Raw genomic sequence first — 16,131 nt, 5'->3', positions numbered from 1 at the left:
GTACCGGCGCGGCCCCGACCCACCCACCGGCCCGGACCGCGAACCCCACCGGCCCGGACCGCGAACCCCCACCGGGCCGAACCCGAAAACCGCCGAGGCCGCCGCACAGGTAGCGTTCACCCCCATGCGCACCATCCTGATCACCGGCCAAGGCGGCACGGGCCGCACCACCGTCGCCGCGGCCACCGCGCTGAACGCGGCGAGGAAAGGCACCCGCACCCTGGTGCTCACCGCCGACCGCACCGACACCCTCGGTGCCGTCCTCGGCGTCCCCACCGGCCCGGCCCCCGTGGAAGCCGCCCCCGGCCTCACCGCCTGGCGCCCCGACGCCGCCGCCCGCTTCCGCGACGATCTCACCGCCTTCCAGCGCCGTGCCACCACCGCCCTCGACCTCCTCGGCGCCTCCCGCCTGGACGCCGAGGAAGTCACCCCGCTCCCCGGCGCCGAGGAACTCGCCCTGCTGCGCGCCCTGCGCGACGCCGCGCTGTCGGAGCGGTACGGCCTGCTCGTCGTGGACCTGCCCCCGGCCCCCCAGGCCCTCGCCCTCCTCGCCCTGCCCGAGGAACTCCGCCGCTATCTGCGTCGCCTGCTCCCGCCGGAGCGCCAGGCGGCCCGGGCCCTGCGCCCGGTCCTCGGGCGGCTCGCGGGCGTGCCCATGCCCGCCGAGTGGCTGTACGAGACGGCGGGGCGCTGGGACGTCGAGCTGGCCGCCGTGCAGGGCGTCGTCGAGGACCGCTCCACGACCGTACGGCTGGTCGCCGAGCCCGGACCCGCCGGCACCGACGCCGTCCGCACCACCGTCACCGCGCTGGCCCTGCGCGGCCTGCCCGTCGAATGCCTCGTCGCGAACCGGGTGCTGCCCGGTGACGGCCACGACGCCTGGCCGGCCGCCCTCGCGGCCCAGCAGCGCAAGGCCCTGGACGAGTGGCGGGAGACGTACGCGGTCCACGAGGTCCCGCACCGCGGCCACGACCCGCGCGGCACCGACGACCTCGCCGCGCTCGCCGTGCCCGGCGTCAACACCGCGCCCACCCCCGTCGAGTGGCCCGTCGCCGACCGTCTCGCCGACGACGGCGTGCTCGTCTGGCACATCCCGCTGCCCGGTGCGATACGCGACGAACTCGACCTCGTCCGGCGCGGCGACGAACTCGTCGTCACCGTCGGCCAGTTCCGCAGGATCGTCCCGCTCCCGTCCGCGCTGCGCCGCTGCACGGTGGCCGGAGCGGCCCTGCGCGAGGGCGAGCTGCGCATCCGCTTCACGCCCGACCCCGGGCTGTGGCCGCGCGAGAAGTGACCGTGCCGTCGTCCGGGGCACCCGGCACGGTGAACGGGGTACCCCCGTTCGGGTACCGTCGAAAGCACGAAAACGTAGGCAGGAGTCCCGCCATGAGCGAAGAGCGCCCACCGTCCGACGCCGCTCAGGAGGAGACGGCCGACGAGGTGCGTGTCGACGAGACACGCGTCGAGGAACCGCACGCCACCGACGCCGACGCCTGGGCGACGGCCTGCGCGGAGGACCTCGCCGCGGAGAAGGCCCGCCGCCGCGCCCAGCACGGCCCGCCGCCCGGCTCGGCCGCCGAGGAACTGCGCAAACTCGTCGACGCCGTCGCCGACAAGCTCTCCGGGCTCCAGTCCCCGTTGTTCGGCGCGGTCGCCTCCGGCACCGCCCAGGAGATGGTCAGCCAGGTCGTGCAGCAGGCCAGGGCCGCCGTGGAACCGGTGCTGGAGCGCAATCCCGAGGTCTTCGACCACCTCGCGGCCGCGGGCTCGGAACTGCTCGCCGCGTACCGCTCGGCCGTCGAGAACCAGGAGCGCCGCTGGACCACTCGGGGCACACGTTCCGGCGACGACGAGCCGGGTCCGGGCGAACACATCGACTTGGACTAATCGCCCCTCGGGTACGGTTGGCCGTAGCGGGGCTCGACCGAAACTGAGGGATTCATGGGACTCACCATCGGCGTCGATATCGGCGGCACGAAGATCGCGGCCGGTGTGGTCGACGAGGAAGGCAATATTCTCTCGACCCACAAGGTGCCGACCCCGGGCACGCCGCAGGCGATCGTGGACGCCATCGCCTCGGCGGTGGAGGGCGCGCGTGCCGGCCACGACATCGTCGGTGTCGGCATCGGTGCCGCCGGATATGTGAACCGCCAGCGCTCGACGGTGTACTTCGCGCCGAACATCGACTGGCGCAACGAGCCGCTCAAGGCCGAGGTCGAGCGGCGTGTGGGCCTGCCGGTCGTCGTCGAGAACGACGCGAACGCGGCCGCCTGGGGCGAGTACAAGTTCGGCGCGGGCAAGGGCCACCGCAACGTCATCTGCATCACCCTGGGCACGGGCCTCGGCGGCGGCATCATCATCGGCAACAAGCTGCGCCGCGGTCACTTCGGCGTGGCCGCCGAGTTCGGCCACATCCGGATGGTGCCGGACGGACTGCTGTGCGGCTGCGGCTCGCAGGGCTGCTGGGAGCAGTACGCCTCCGGGCGCGCCCTCGTCCGTTACGCGAAGCAGCGCGCCAACGCCACCCCGGAGGCGGCGGAGGTCCTGCTGAGCCTCGGCGACGGCACCCCCGACGGCATCGAGGGCAAGCACATCTCCATGGCCGCCCGGCAGGGCGACCACGTGGCGGTGGACTCCTACCGCGAGCTGGCCCGCTGGGCCGGCGCGGGTCTGGCCGACCTCGCCTCGCTCTTCGACCCGTCCGCCTTCATCGTCGGCGGCGGCCTCTCGGACGAGGGCGAACTGGTCCTCGACCCGATCCGTAAGTCGTACAAGCGCTGGCTGGTCGGTGGCAACTGGCGTCCGGTCGCCGATGTGATCGCCGCCCAGCTGGGCAACAAGGCGGGTCTCGTCGGGGCGGCGGACCTCGCCCGGGAGCCCGACCCGATCATGTAGCACCCGCACACGCCGTACGGCAGCGTCCGCCGCCCCCGCACAGGACGGCGGGCGCCGCCGTGTCCGGCCGGTCTCCACGCGACGGAGTGTGCCGCCATGTCTTCTTCGGCCCTTCCGGCGGGCTCCCGGGGCGTATCTTGATCGCCATGCCGACCAGCTTCTCCGCCAGTCCGCTGCCCGCGTCCCGCACCGAGTCCGACGGCTCCGCCGTCATCCGCGTGCTCAGCTACAACATCCGCTCGATGCGCGACGACACCGCCGCGCTCGCCCGCGTGATCAGCGCCTGCGCACCGGACCTCGTCCTGGTCCAGGAGGCGCCGCGCTTCTTCCGCTGGCGCAAGAAGCTCGCGCGTCTCGCCGCCGCCTCGGGCCTCGTCATCCTGTCCGGAGGCGCCACCGCCGCGGGGCCCGCGCTGCTGTGCACCCTGCGGGCCACCGTGGAGCGCACCGAGGACGTGCTGCTCCCGCTGACCCCGGGGCAGCACCGGCGCGGCTTCGCCACCGCGGTCGTCCGCTTCGGGGGAGCCCGGCTCGGGGTCCTCAGCTGCCATCTGTCGCTCCGGAACGAGGAGCGCCACGAGCAGAGCGGCATGCTCCTGGACCGGCTCGCCGGTCTCGGCACCCCGCACGCCGTCGCGGGCGGCGACCTCAACGAACGCCCGACGGGACCGGCCTTCCGGCGGCTCGCGGGCGCGCTCCAGGACGGCTGGGCGACCCGCCCCTGGGGCGGGGAGCACACCTGGACGTTCGACGGACCCGACCGGCGCATCGACGCCGTCTTCGCCACGCCCGGCATCGAGGTCCTCGGCTGCGGGGTGCCGCTCGGCCTTCCCGGTGTGAGCGAGACGGACCTGAGGGCGGCCACGGACCACCTGCCCGTACTGGCCGCCCTCAGGGTGCCCGCGTCCTAGGGGCCCGGCCGGGTCGGGCCGGGGAGGACCACCGCGCCGCGTCCCGGGCGGACCACCGCGCCGCGTCCCGGGCCGGTCAGACCACCGCGCCGCGTCCCGGGTCGTCGTGGTCCTCGTCGTCGTCCTTCATGCGCGTCACCAGCGTGGCGAAGCCGCCGAGGAAACCGCCGATGCCGAGGGTGGTGAGCCACCAGGTCATGTCCCAGCCGAGCAGGACGGCCAGCAGCAGCAGGGCGGGGCCGCCGAGCACGCCGAGCCAGGCGAACCGGGCGGTCGTGTCCGAGGCGGGCAGCGGAGGCGGCTCCGGCGGAACGAAGTGGCCCTCGTCGTCCTCGTCGAAGTCGTCCTCGGACGGCTCGGCCACGCGGTAGTCCCGCGGGCCGCCGACACCGGGCGCGAAGCGGATGGAACTGCCGAGGGGCTTGACGACGGAGGGCAGGTCGCCGGAGGAGGCCTCCGGCTCGGACCCGGCTTCCGGAGCCGGGGAGTCGTCACCCTCGTCCGTGCCGTCCCCCGTGCCCCCGGAGCCGTCACCGGTTCCGGAGCCGGTGTCCGGCCCCGGCTCGGGGAGGGCCAGGTCCTCGATGGGCCGGAACGGCCGCGAACCGGGCGGATCCGGCGGCTCCTCCCCGTAGCCCTCGACGATCGACTTCCAGGCGGCCTCCTCGTCGAAGGGCACGCTCTGCTCGTCGTCGGCCGGCCCCCCGCGGGCGTCACCGGGCGACTCCTTGAGCGGGTCCCCGGCGGACTCGGTGAGCGCGTCGCCGAGTCCCTCGCCGCGAGCCCCGTCGAGCGGCTCGCCGACGGGTACGCCCTTCTCCTCGGAATCGCCGCGGTCCGCGTCGTGCTCAGCCACCGGCTGCCGTCCCTTCCTTCCGACCCGCCTGACCGGTGTCGGCCTCCTTGCCTGCACCGGGCGCGAGCCGGGTGACGAAGGAGTGGCTCTCCTCGAAGATCCGGTCCGCGTCGTGGTCCAACGTCGCGACGTGGTAGCTCTGTTCCAGCACGATCTCCGTCACGTCCACGGACGACACCCGGCCGAGGATGCGGGCCGAGTCGGCGGGGGAGACCACATGGTCCTGCAGGCTGTGCAGCAGCAGGAGCGGCTGGGTGACCTGCGGCAGCTCCGCGTCCACGACCGCGCACAGCCGGCGCATCGAATGCGCGGCGTGCAGCGGCACCCGGTCGTAACCGAGCTCCTCGGAGCCCTCCTTCGCGATGTCGCTCGCGATGCCCTTCACGGACGGAACGAGGTGACGGAGCACGGGCAGGGCGTGCGCGGCCAGACCCTGCACCTTGTTCAGCGGGTTGACGAGCACGATGCCGCTGATCTCGTCGCCGCGCCGGGCCGCGAGCCGCAGGGCCAGGGCGCCGCCCATCGAGAGCCCGAAGACGAACACCCGCGAGCAGTTCTCGCGCAGGGCGCGCAGTTCGCGGTCGACCTCCGCGTACCAGTCCTGCCAGCCGGTGACCTGCATGTCCTCCCAGCGGGTGCCGTGTCCCGGCAGCAGGGGCAGCGAGACGGTCAGACCGCGCTCGGCGAGGTACTCCGCCCACGGTCGCAGTGACTGCGGGGAGCCGGTGAAACCGTGGCAGAGAAGGACGCCGACCTCTCCGCCCTCGTGGCGGAACGGCTCGGCTCCAGGAAGGACCGGCACCTCGGTCTCCTGTTCATGAGTTGGGCGGAAAACGACTCCGGGTGTGCTTCACCGTACGCGACGGTACTGACACCGACCAGGGTCGTCGGGTCCTTTGACGCCGCTCCGGGTTAAGGTCTGATCTACGACACAGGAGGCACGCGGGTGATCTACGGCGCAATGAAGTTTTCCATCGGAGGGCCGCTGAAGCTCGCCTTCAGACCCTGGGTGGAAGGCCTCGAGAACATCCCCGCCGAGGGCCCGGCCATTCTGGCGAGCAATCATCTGTCGTTCTCGGACTCGTTCTTCCTGCCGGCGGTCCTCGAACGCAAGGTGACCTTCATCGCGAAGGCCGAGTACTTCACCACCCCGGGCATCAAGGGCCGGATGACGGCCGCGTTCTTCAAGGGCGTGGGCCAGCTCCCGGTGGACCGCTCCGGCGCGCGCGGCGCGGGCGAGGCGGCCATCAAGAGCGGCATCGAGGTGATCGAGCGCGGTGAGCTGTTCGGCATCTACCCGGAGGGAACGCGCTCGCCCGACGGCCGCCTCTACCGCGGCAAGCCCGGCGGCCTCGCGCGGGTGGCCCTCGCCACCGGCGCGCCCGTCATCCCGGTCGCGATGATCGGCACCGAGAAGATCCAGCCGCCCGGCAAGCTGATGCCCAAGCTGATGCGTCCGGGCATCCGCATCGGCAAGCCGCTGGACTTCAGCCGCTACAGCGGCATGGAGCACGACCGGTTCGTGCTCCGCGCGGTGACCGACGAGGTCATGTACGAGATCATGAAGCTGTCCGGCCAGGAGTACGTCGACATCTACGCGGCGGCCGCCAAGCGGCAGATCGCGGACGCGGCGAAGGCCGAGAAGGACGCGGAGAAGGCGGCGAAGGCGGCCCTCGTCCAGGCGGAGAAGCAGGCGGCCGCCGAACAGGCCGGCCAGGCGTCCGCGGAACACACCGGTCCGACGTCCGCGGAGCAGGCCGGTCCGGAAACCGGTTCGGGGGGCGAGGGGGAAGACGGGCCGGCCGACAGGCAACGGTCCGGCTCCCAGGAGCGTCCGTAGGGACGTCGGCGGTTCGGGGTGGGGGGCATGGCCAGACGCGAGAGAGTCATGAGGATGTCGGTCGAGCAGCCGCTGTGGCGTGCGCTGACCGGGTACCGGGTGCTGACCATGCTGTACGCGATCGGGCTCTTCGCCACCGCGTACGACAAGTTCGCCCGCCCGTGGGTGGCCGTCGTGTTCTTCGCGTTCCTGTTCGTCTGGACGCTGGCCACGCTCCCCAGAGTCGCCGGCGCGGCGGCCTGCACCAAGCGGTTCCTGGCCGCCGACCTCACCGTCGCGCTGACCGGCGTCATGCTCACCCGCGTCGCCGACTCCGCCTCGCGCATCGACGCGGGCGGCCCGACCCTGCCCTCGATATGGACGGCGGGCGCCGTCCTGGCCTTCGCGATCAAGGGCGGCTGGCGGTGGGCGGCCTTCGCCTCCACGCTCGTCGCCGCGGCCAACCTCGTCGAACGCGGTGCCCCGACCCGGGACACCGTGCACAACGTGATCCTCGTCTGGGTCGCCTCCATCGCGATCGGCTACGTCGTCGAGGTCGCCCGCGCCTCCGAGCGCACCCTCGCCCGCGCCCTGGAGATCGAGGCGGCCGGCCGCGAACGCGAGCGCCTTGCCCGGGACATCCACGACGGCGTGCTCCAGGTCCTCGCCATGGTCCAGCGTCGCGGCAGCGCGCTCGGCGGCGAGGCCGCGGAGCTCGGCCGGATGGCCGGTGAGCAGGAGGTCGCGCTGCGCACCCTGGTGTCGGGCGGTCTGGTGCCCGTCTCCCGGGTGTCGGAGGACGCGGCGCTCGGCGCGGTGGTACGCGCCGTCGACGAACCCGACGACGAGGATCCCCCGGGTCCGCTCGACCTGCGCGCCCTGCTCGCCCCGTACGCCACCGCGCGCGTGAGCCTCTCCGAGCCCGGGGCGCCGGTGCCGCTCGATGCGCCCGCCGCCCGGGAACTGGCCGCGGCCGTGGGCGCGGCCCTGGACAATGTCCGCGAGCACGTGGGCGCGGACGCCCGTGCCTGGATCCTGGTCGAGGACGAACCGGACGCCGTGATCGTGACGGTGCGCGACGACGGCCCCGGCATCCCGGAGGGGCGGCTCGCCCAGGCCGAGGGCGAGGGGCGGCTCGGCGTGGCGCTGTCGATCCGCGGCAGGCTGCGCGACCTGGGCGGCACGGCGGAACTGATCTCCGTCCCCGGACAGGGCACCGAGGTCGAGCTGACGGTCCCGAAGGACGCGCGGGGGAAGGCGAAGAGACGATGACGAAGGCGGCGGCAGGGTGATGACGGGCGAGGCGGCGGCGCAGCCGCGGACGGGGGAGAACCCCATCAAGGTCATGGTCGTGGACGACCATCCCATGTGGCGTGACGCCGTGGCCCGTGACCTGGAGGCCGCCGGGTTCGACGTGGTGGCGACCGCGGGCGACGGCGAACAGGCCGTGCGCCGCGCACTGGCGGCGGCACCCGACGTCCTCGTCCTCGACCTGAACCTGCCGGCCAAGCCCGGGGTCCAGGTCTGCAAGGAACTGGTCGGCGCCGATCAGGCGCTCCGGGTGCTGGTCCTGTCGGCCAGCGGCGAGCACGCCGACGTGCTGGAGGCGGTGAAGTCCGGCGCGACCGGCTACCTCCTGAAGTCGGCGTCCGCGGAGGAGCTGACCGACGCGGTGCGCCGGACGGCCGCGGGCGACCCGGTGTTCACCCCCGGCCTCGCGGGCCTGGTCCTCGGCGAGTACCGCCGGCTGGCCTCGGAACCCGTCACCGCGACGGGCGCCGACGAGCCGAGGGCCCCGCAGCTGACCGACCGTGAGACGGAGGTGCTGCGCCTGGTGGCCAAGGGCCTGAGCTACAAGCAGATCGCCGAGCGCCTGGTCATCTCCCACCGCACCGTCCAGAACCATGTGCAGAACACCCTGGGCAAGCTCCAGTTGCACAACCGCGTCGAGCTGGTCCGCTACGCCATAGAGCGGGGACTGGACGAGGCGTGATCGGCGCGGACGCGCCCTTCGGGTGATCCGCTCCGGTCAACTTTCCGACATTTCACCGGAACGGCCCGTCCGCACCATGCCGAAGTGACCTGGATCACTATTAGCGTGAGTCCGACAGCCAACCATGGCGAAGGGACTTTCCATGCGGGTCGGAGTACTGACCGGGGGCGGCGACTGCCCCGGACTCAACGCCGTCATCCGGGGCATCGTCCGCAAGGGCGTGCAGGAGTACGGCTATGACTTCGTCGGCTACCGGGACGGCTGGCGGGGGCCGCTCGAAGGCGACACCGTACGGCTCGACATCCCCGCCGTGCGCGGGATCCTGCCGCGCGGCGGCACGATCCTCGGATCCTCGCGCACCAACCCCCTCAAGCACGAGAACGGCATCCGCCGGATCAAGGAGAACCTCGTCAAGCAGGAGGTCGAGGCCCTCGTCGCGATCGGCGGCGAGGACACCCTGGGCGTCGCCGCGCGGCTCGGCGACGAGTACGGCATCAACGTCGTCGGCGTACCGAAGACCATCGACAACGACCTCTCCGCCACCGACTACACCTTCGGCTTCGACACGGCGGTCAACATCGCGACCGAGGCCATCGACCGTCTCCACACCACCGCCGAATCGCACATGCGCGTCCTCGTCTGCGAGGTGATGGGCCGTCACGCGGGCTGGATCGCCATCCACTCGGGTCTGGCCGGCGGCGCGAACGTCATCCTCATCCCCGAGCAGCGCTTCGACGTCGAGCAGGTCTGCGCCTGGGTGACCTCGCGCTTCAAGGCGTCGTACGCGCCGATCGTCGTCATCGCCGAGGGCGCCATGCCCAAGGACGGCGACATGGTCCTCAAGGACGGCAGTCTGGACTCCTTCGGGCACGTCCGGCTCTCCGGTGTCGGCGAGTGGCTGGCCAAGGAGATCGAACGGCGCACCGGCAAGGAGGCCCGTACCACGGTCCTCGGGCACGTCCAGCGCGGCGGATCGCCCAGCGCCTTCGACCGCTGGCTCGCCACCCGCTTCGGGCTGCACGCCATCGAGGCCGTCCGTGACGGCGACTTCGGCAAGATGGTGGCCCTGCGCGGTACCGACATCGTCCGCGTCCCGCTCTCGGAGGCCACCGCCAGGCTGAAGACGGTCGACCCCAGCCTGTACGCCGAGGTCGGCGTCTTCTTCGGCTGACGGCCGAGACCGGGCGCCCCGACGCCCGACGCCCGACGTCCGACGCCCGACGGCTCACGCCGGGCGTCAGGCGGTGTCTCGGCGGCTCGTGGGTACGGGCCGTATATTCGGCCCGTACCCCAGCACGGGAGAGACCGGTGGAGATTCTGGCGTTCGGCGTCCAGGCCGACGAGAAGCCCCTGATCGAGAAGGCCTTCGCGGGGCGCCACGAGGTCCGCTGCCTCGACGTCTTCCTCACCGAGGACACCGCGCCCATCGCCGCCGGCCACGAGGCCGTGTCCACCAGCGTCAACTGCGCGCTGGGACACCGGGTTCTGCAGACCCTGGCGGCCGGCGGCACCCAGCTCGTCGCCCAGCGCTCCACCGGGTTCAACAACATCGATCTCGACGTCGCCGAGCGCCTCGGCATGACGGTCGCCCGGGTCTCCTCCTACTCGCCGTACTCGGTCGCCGAGTTCGCCTGGACCCTCGGCATGGCCGTCAACCGCCGTATCGTGCGCGCCGCCAACCGCACCCGCGACTTCGACTTCCGCCTCGAAGGGCTGATGGGCCGGGACATGCACGGCCGCACCGCGGGAGTCGTCGGCACCGGGAAGATCGGCGAGGCCTTCACCCGGATCGCCCACGGCTTCGGCATGAACCTGCTCGGCTGGGACGTCGCCGAGAACCCGGCGTGCACCGCACTCGGCATGAAGTACGTCTCCAAGGAGCGCCTGCTCGCCGAGTCCGACATCGTCACCCTGCACGTCCCGCTGATGCCGGGGACCCAGCACCTCATCGACGCCGAGGCCCTGCGCCTGATGAAGGACGACGCGATCCTGGTGAACTCCAGCCGCGGCGGCCTCATCGACAGCAAGGCCCTCGTCGCCGAGTTGCGCGAGGGCCGCTTCACGGGCGTCGGCCTCGACGTGTACGAGGCCGAGGCCGGCCTCTTCTTCCTCGACAAGTCCCTCGAGACCGTCGAGGACGACACCCTGGCCCGCCTGGTCACCTTCCCGAACGTCCTGGTCACCTCGCACCAGGCGTACTACACCCGGGACGCCGTCGGCCAGATCGTCGACGCCACCGCCGCCAACGTCCTCGACTACACCGAGGGCCGCCGCTCGCAGAACGTGCTCGTGCCCCGCAGCTGACCCGTCAGCTCCCGCACCACGGCCACGCCGTTCAGCGTCAGCACCGACTCCGGGTGGAACTGCACGCCCGCGAACCCGGGACCGCGCAGCGCGTGCACCTCCCCGTTCGCGGCCCGGCTGACCTCGACGCCGTGCGCCGACAGCTCGGCCAGCGCCTCGTCGTCGCAGGCCGCCACGAAACTGTTGTAGAAACCGACGGTCTCGGGCCGCCCGAAGAGGTCGATACGCGTCTGCGCGCCCTGGTACGGCACGTCCTTGCGGACGATCTCCAGCCCCAGCTCGGCCGCGATCAGCTCGTGCCCGAGGCAGACGCCGAGGACGCCGTGCCGGTGCTCCCGGAGCACCTCGGCGGTCAGTCCGCGCAGGAAACGCATCTTGGGGTCCGTCGCGTCGGAGGGGTCGCCGGGACCCGGGCCGAGGACGATGGGCCCCTCGTGCGCGAGGACCGCCTCGCGCAGCCCCGGCTCGTCGTAGCGGCGTACCGTCACCTCCAGCCCGGACGACCGCAGCAGATGCGCGAGCATCGCGGTGAAGGTGTCCTCGGCGTCCACGACCAGCGCGTGTCCCGCGAGGTCCCGGGACCGCTCCTGCATCCGCAGCCAGAACGGCGCCAGCGAGGCCCGCCGCCCGTCCAGCGACGCCCGCACCCGCGGATCGTCGCCGAGGCGCGGCAGGGCGCCGTCCGGGCGCGGCCGGCCGGGCCGCACCCCCAGCGCCGCCAGCACCCCCGCCGCCTTGGCGTGCGTCTCGGCGACCTCGCCCGCCGGGTCGGATCCCCGGACGAGGGTGGCGCCGACCGGCACCCTCAGCCGGCCGTCCGCGTCGATGTCGGCGGTGCGGATGAGGATGGGGGAGTCGAGGGTCTGCGCTCCGGGCCCGCCGTCCGGCCCGTCCTCCCGCTGCCGCCCGACGAGCGCCAGCGCGCCCGCGTAGTAGCCGCGCCCGCCCACCTCGTGACGTTCGATGACCCGGCAGGCGTTCTGCACCGGCGAGCCGGTGACGGTCGCCGCGAACATGGTCTCCCGCAGCACGTCGCGCACGTCCAGCGAGGAGCGGCCCCGCAACTCGTACTCGGTGTGCGCGAGATGGGCCATCTCCTTGAGCCGCGGCCCGATCACCACCCCGCCCATGTCACCGACCGTGCACATCATCTTGAGCTCCTCGTCGACGACCATCGAGAGCTCCTCGATCTCCTTGCCGTCGGCCAGGAACGCGAGGAGGTCCTCGGGCGTCGGCCCCCCGGCCGGGTAGCGGTACGTCCCGCTGATCGGGTTCATCACGACCGTCCCGGCGGACATCCGCACGTGCACCTCCGGGCTCGCCCCGACCAGGGTCCGCCCACCCGTCTCCCGCCCCCGCCCTTCCAAGGAAGGCCCTTCGGGCCCTTGCTCATTTCCGGTGTGCACGACGAACGTCCAGTACGCGCCCCGCTCGCCGACCAGCAGCCGGCGGAACAGCGCCAGCGCGTCGGCCCGGCCGAACCCCGGGATCCGGCCCTCGTACGTCCGCCGGATCACGAAGTTGGCGCCCTCGCCGCGCCCGATCTCCTCGCGCAGCACCCGCTCGACGATCCCGGAGTACTCCTCGTCACCGACGTCGAAGCCGCCGCCCTCGACCCGTACGTCGTGCGCCGGCAGCTGTGCCAGCGCCTCGGCGAGCGGCAGTTCACGGCGTTCCTCGGGGATGAGCACCGTGAGCGGGGTGCCGTCGTCGCGGACGTCGAAACCGCGCTCGCGGATCTGCCGGAACGGGATCAGCGCGAGCGCCTCGTCGGGGATGTCGGCGAGGCGCTCCACCTCGCGCACCGGCCCCAGCAGCAGTTCGACCACCTCGTGGTCGCGGCCCGGGGTGCGGCGGCGCAGCAGCGCGAAGGGACGGGGATCGTCGAGCAGGTCGAGCAGGTTCATGGGTGCGGTCCTTCTCTCGGACGGTGCATCTCGGAGAGGAACGACCCGGGTCCGCAAACACCGAAGGCCGCCCCTCGGGCGGCCTTCGCGAAGTCGTGTCTACGCGCAGTCAGTGGGCCGCCGGATGAGCGGTCCACCACCAGTTCTGGTTCGAATGCGCGAACATGCGCCGCACACTACCCGACCGTGAGGGGCGCGCAACAGCGTGAAACGGTCCCGCGGGGCGTTCCGACCGTCCGGTCACCGGCCATGGATGGCCAGACAGCCATGACGCACCGAGAAACGAGAACCATGCACGCAGCTCGTTCGTCCCAGACCCGCCGGACCGGCGTCCGCGCCCTGACCGTGCTCCTCGCGGCGGCCGCCCTCGCCGCCGGGCCGCTCGTCCCCGCGAGCTCGGCCCCGCGCCCGAGCGACTCCGAGGACCAGACCCAGATCGCCTACCGCGGCTACAAGTTCACCGTCCCCGACTCCTGGCAGATCGTGGACCTGAAGAAGCATCCCGACACCTGTGTCCGCTTCGACCGGCACGCCGTCTACCTCGGCACCCCGGGCAACGACCAGAACTGCCCGGCCAGGGCCACCGGCCGCACCGAGGCGGTTCTGGTGCAGCCCGCTCCCGTGGCCCCCAGGGCCGTCACCGAGAACCCGACGGCCCGCACCTACCGGGCCACCGCCGACCGCATCGCCGTCACCGCGGCCTACGGATACGACCGCGCGCGGATCCAGGACGTCCTGAGCAGCGCCGGACTGCCGGTCGCCACCGCCCGCCGCGAGGAGCCCGCGCAACAGCGCGCGGTGACCCCGCTGCCCAAGGACGCGACCTCGTTCCGCGGCGAGGGCTTCGACGCCTGCACCGCCCCGAGCCAGTCGGCGATGGACGCCTGGCGCGACGACTCCCCGTACGGTGCCATCGGTGTCTACGTGGGCGGTCTCAACCGCGCCTGTGCCCAGCAGCACCTGACGGCCGCCTGGGTGCGCGCGCAGTACACGCGCGGCTGGAGGTTCTTCCCGCTGTACGTCGGCCGGCAGCCCTCCTCCGACGGTGGCAGCTGCGGGGGCGGCTGCGCGGCGATCACCAGTCCGGTGTCGCAGGGCACCGCGGCCGCCGACGACGCCGTCAAGCAGGCGGCGGCGCTGGGCTTCGGCAAGAGCGCGGTGATCTATCTCGACCTGGAGCACTACGAGCCCGGGGGCAAGGTCACCGACCAGGTGCTCGCCTACCTCCAGGCGTACACCGTGCGCCTGCACGCGCTCGGCTACCGCTCCGGCGCCTACGGCAACACCTCGTCCCTGGTGTCCGACCTGATCGCCAACAAGAGCACCGTCGTCCTGCCCGACGTGATCCACTTCGCCCGCTGGAACCGGGTGTCGAGCACGTCCGACTCCTCGATCCCCTCGACCCTGTGGGCCAAGCACCAGCGCGTCCACCAGTACGTGGGCGACACGACCGAGACCCACGGCGGGGTGCGGATCTCCATCGACCGCGACCGCCTCGACGTCGACTAGGACCGCGGTTCCGCTCCCCGGACGGGCGCCGCGAACGGTCGCGGCGCCCGTCCGGGGAGTCACCGTCCGAGCGCGGTTCGTCTCACTTGATGGGCATGTGGATGGGACGCCCGACACGACCCCGTAATGTTGTCCGGGTGACCGTGAACGCTAAGTCCAGCGCGAGCGCTGGCAACACCTGGCGAGACCTGCCCGCGGCGCAGCAGCCCGAGTACCCCGATGCCGAGGCTCTGCGCGATGTGATCGCGGACCTCGAGTCGTATCCGCCGCTCGTCTTCGCGGGCGAGTGCGACCAGCTGCGCGCCCGGATGGCGTCCGTCGCCAAGGGAGAGGCGTTCCTTCTCCAGGGCGGCGACTGTGCCGAGGCCTTCGACGCCGTGTCGGCGGACCACATCCGCAACAAGCTCAAGACGCTGCTCCAGATGGGCGCCGTCCTCACGTACGCCGCCTCGGTTCCCGTCGTGAAGGTCGGCCGTATCGCCGGCCAGTACTCCAAGCCCCGCTCCAAGGGCACCGAGACCCGCGACGGCGTGACCCTGCCGACCTACCGGGGCGACTCGGTCAACGGCTTCGACTTCAACGAGAAGGCCCGCATCCCGGACCCCGAGCGCCTGAAGCGGATGTACAACGCGTCCGCCTCCACGCTCAACCTGGTGCGCGCCTTCACCACCGGCGGTTACGCCGACCTGCGCCAGGTGCACGCCTGGAACCAGGACTTCGTGAAGTCGTCCCCGTCCGGTCAGCGCTACGAGCAGCTCGCGCGTGAGATCGACAACGCGATGAACTTCATGCGGGCCTGCGGTACCGACCCGGAGGAGTTCAAGACCGTCGAGTTCTACGCCTCCCACGAGGCGCTGCTCCTCGACTACGAGTCGGCTCTGACCCGCGTCGACTCGCGCACCGGCAACCTGTACGACGTCTCGGGCCACATGGTGTGGATCGGCGAGCGCACCCGCCAGCTGGACGGGGCGCACATCGAGTTCGCGTCGAAGATCCGCAACCCCGTCGGGATCAAGCTGGGCCCGACGACGACGGCCGAGGAGGCGCTGCAGTACATCGAGCGCCTCGACCCCGACCGCGAGCCGGGCCGTCTCACCTTCATCGTGCGCATGGGCGCGGACAAGGTCCGCGACAAGCTGCCCGAGCTGGTCGAGAAGGTCACCGCCTCCGGCGCGACCGTGGCCTGGGTGACCGACCCGATGCACGGCAACACCTTCGAGGCGGCCTCGGGTCACAAGACCCGCCGCTTCGACGACGTGCTCGACGAGGTCAAGGGCTTCTTCGAGGTCCACAAGGGCCTCGGCACGCACCCGGGCGGCATCCACGTCGAGCTCACCGGTGACGACGTCACCGAGTGCGTGGGCGGCGGCGACGAGATCTTCGTCGACGACCTGCACCAGCGCTACGAGACGGCCTGCGACCCCCGTCTGAACCGCAGCCAGTCCCTTGACCTGGCCTTCCTCGTCGCCGAGATGTACCGCGACCAGTAGCAGATCAACAGGCGTCACGCCTGTTACGGGCAGCTGAAGTGGGGCGCGGATCACATACGATCCGCGCCCCACGCCACTTTTGTGGTTCCTGTGCGACGGGTAAGGTTAGGTTAGCCTCACCGATCATCGGGACGGCACGACCCAGCGATTCCGGCGGGAGGTGAACCGCGTGTACGTCTGCAGTTGCTTCGGGATCACCGAACAGCAGGTGAAGAAGCACGCGGAGGACGGCGCCTGTACTCCTCGGCAGATAGCCTCGGCCTCCAAGGCGGGCACGGACTGCGGTTCGTGCGTGCGTCGGATCCAGGCGCTGCTGGGCAGGGGCTCGTGTCCGCGCCGCGAACTGGCCGACCGGGGCATGCCGGTGCTCTCCGAGGTGCTCGGCGAGGCCGGGGCCGATCGGCGCGAGACCGCCGGGCGCGAGGCCGCCTAGCCCTCCGGCCGCCC

Annotated in this window: 16 protein-coding genes; 12 read left to right on the top strand and 4 right to left on the bottom strand. The window is 72.2% G+C overall.

Annotated elements, in window-relative coordinates; all coding sequences use genetic code 11:
• The first annotated feature begins 124 nt into the window (after nt 1–124).
• From ACH4S8_RS19375 to ACH4S8_RS19360, 4 genes are all read left to right on the top strand, one after another.
• The gene (locus ACH4S8_RS19375) at nt 125–1,294 is read left to right on the top strand and encodes an ArsA family ATPase (RefSeq protein ID WP_398395476.1); all 1,170 of its coding nucleotides are present in this window, start codon (nt 125–127) and stop codon (nt 1,292–1,294) included.
• 92 nt (nt 1,295–1,386) lie between these two features.
• Nucleotides 1,387–1,887 carry a DUF5304 domain-containing protein gene (locus ACH4S8_RS19370; protein ID WP_398395474.1) on the top strand — a complete coding sequence of 167 codons (501 nt, stop codon included), beginning with the start codon at nt 1,387–1,389 and terminating at the stop codon, nt 1,885–1,887.
• 54 nt (nt 1,888–1,941) lie between these two features.
• Nucleotides 1,942–2,895: an ROK family glucokinase gene (locus ACH4S8_RS19365; RefSeq protein WP_398395472.1), complete on the top strand. Its 954-nt coding sequence runs from the start codon at nt 1,942–1,944 to the stop codon at nt 2,893–2,895.
• 146 nt (nt 2,896–3,041) lie between these two features.
• The gene (locus ACH4S8_RS19360) at nt 3,042–3,806 is read left to right on the top strand and encodes an endonuclease/exonuclease/phosphatase family protein (protein ID WP_398395470.1); all 765 of its coding nucleotides are present in this window, start codon (nt 3,042–3,044) and stop codon (nt 3,804–3,806) included.
• Nucleotides 3,807–3,882: 76 nt separating this feature from the next.
• Here ACH4S8_RS19360 and ACH4S8_RS19355 read toward each other — a convergent pair whose 3' ends face one another.
• Together ACH4S8_RS19355 and ACH4S8_RS19350 are read right to left on the bottom strand one after the other, a co-directional pair.
• Nucleotides 3,883–4,662: a hypothetical protein gene (locus ACH4S8_RS19355; protein WP_398395468.1), complete on the bottom strand. Its 780-nt coding sequence runs from the start codon at nt 4,660–4,662 to the stop codon at nt 3,883–3,885.
• Nucleotides 4,655–5,464, bottom strand: coding sequence for an alpha/beta hydrolase (locus tag ACH4S8_RS19350; protein ID WP_398395466.1), 810 nt, complete (start codon nt 5,462–5,464; stop codon nt 4,655–4,657). The genes ACH4S8_RS19355 and ACH4S8_RS19350 overlap by 8 nt, the downstream gene beginning before the upstream one ends.
• A gap of 159 nt (nt 5,465–5,623) precedes the next feature.
• Between ACH4S8_RS19350 and ACH4S8_RS19345 the strand changes: the two genes are divergently transcribed.
• From ACH4S8_RS19345 to ACH4S8_RS19325, 5 genes are all read left to right on the top strand, one after another.
• Nucleotides 5,624–6,502: a lysophospholipid acyltransferase family protein gene (locus ACH4S8_RS19345; RefSeq protein WP_398395464.1), complete on the top strand. Its 879-nt coding sequence runs from the start codon at nt 5,624–5,626 to the stop codon at nt 6,500–6,502.
• A 27-nt stretch (nt 6,503–6,529) separates the two neighbouring features.
• Nucleotides 6,530–7,753, top strand: coding sequence for a MacS family sensor histidine kinase (gene macS / locus ACH4S8_RS19340; protein WP_398395462.1), 1,224 nt, complete (start codon nt 6,530–6,532; stop codon nt 7,751–7,753).
• Between the two features lie 19 nt (nt 7,754–7,772).
• Nucleotides 7,773–8,474: a response regulator gene (locus tag ACH4S8_RS19335; protein ID WP_398395460.1), complete on the top strand. Its 702-nt coding sequence runs from the start codon at nt 7,773–7,775 to the stop codon at nt 8,472–8,474.
• 142 nt (nt 8,475–8,616) lie between these two features.
• Nucleotides 8,617–9,645, top strand: coding sequence for a 6-phosphofructokinase (locus tag ACH4S8_RS19330; RefSeq protein WP_398395458.1), 1,029 nt, complete (start codon nt 8,617–8,619; stop codon nt 9,643–9,645).
• Between the two features lie 137 nt (nt 9,646–9,782).
• Nucleotides 9,783–10,778: a 2-hydroxyacid dehydrogenase gene (locus ACH4S8_RS19325; protein WP_398395456.1), complete on the top strand. Its 996-nt coding sequence runs from the start codon at nt 9,783–9,785 to the stop codon at nt 10,776–10,778.
• Here the strand turns inward: ACH4S8_RS19325 and ACH4S8_RS19320 are convergent.
• Entirely contained in the window at nt 10,730–12,685 is a 1,956-nt protein-coding gene (locus ACH4S8_RS19320; RefSeq protein ID WP_398395454.1) for an anthranilate synthase family protein, read from the bottom strand. The genes ACH4S8_RS19325 and ACH4S8_RS19320 overlap by 49 nt on opposite strands.
• A gap of 109 nt (nt 12,686–12,794) precedes the next feature.
• Nucleotides 12,795–12,851, bottom strand: coding sequence for a trp operon leader peptide (locus tag ACH4S8_RS19315; RefSeq protein WP_101392327.1), 57 nt, complete (start codon nt 12,849–12,851; stop codon nt 12,795–12,797).
• Between the two features lie 125 nt (nt 12,852–12,976).
• Between ACH4S8_RS19315 and ACH4S8_RS19310 the strand changes: the two genes are divergently transcribed.
• The 3 genes from ACH4S8_RS19310 to ACH4S8_RS19300 all read left to right on the top strand — a co-directional run bounded on the left by ACH4S8_RS19310 (nt 12,977) and on the right by ACH4S8_RS19300 (nt 16,117).
• Nucleotides 12,977–14,194 (top strand): glycoside hydrolase domain-containing protein, encoded by a 1,218-nt coding sequence (locus ACH4S8_RS19310; protein WP_398395452.1) that lies wholly within the window; start codon nt 12,977–12,979, stop codon nt 14,192–14,194.
• Nucleotides 14,195–14,331: 137 nt separating this feature from the next.
• A complete protein-coding gene (locus ACH4S8_RS19305) occupies nt 14,332–15,684 on the top strand; it encodes a class II 3-deoxy-7-phosphoheptulonate synthase (protein WP_103552105.1) in 1,353 nt (450 codons plus the stop codon).
• A 160-nt stretch (nt 15,685–15,844) separates the two neighbouring features.
• Complete coding sequence (locus ACH4S8_RS19300) at nt 15,845–16,117, top strand: bacterioferritin-associated ferredoxin (RefSeq protein ID WP_398395449.1); 273 nt, start codon at nt 15,845–15,847, stop codon at nt 16,115–16,117.
• The last annotated feature ends 14 nt before the right edge of the window (nt 16,118–16,131 follow it).

Source organism: Streptomyces sp. NPDC021080 (assembly GCF_044333225.1).
GTDB lineage: Bacteria > Actinomycetota > Actinomycetes > Streptomycetales > Streptomycetaceae > Streptomyces.
This window is presented reverse-complemented; position numbering and strand designations above follow the sequence as displayed.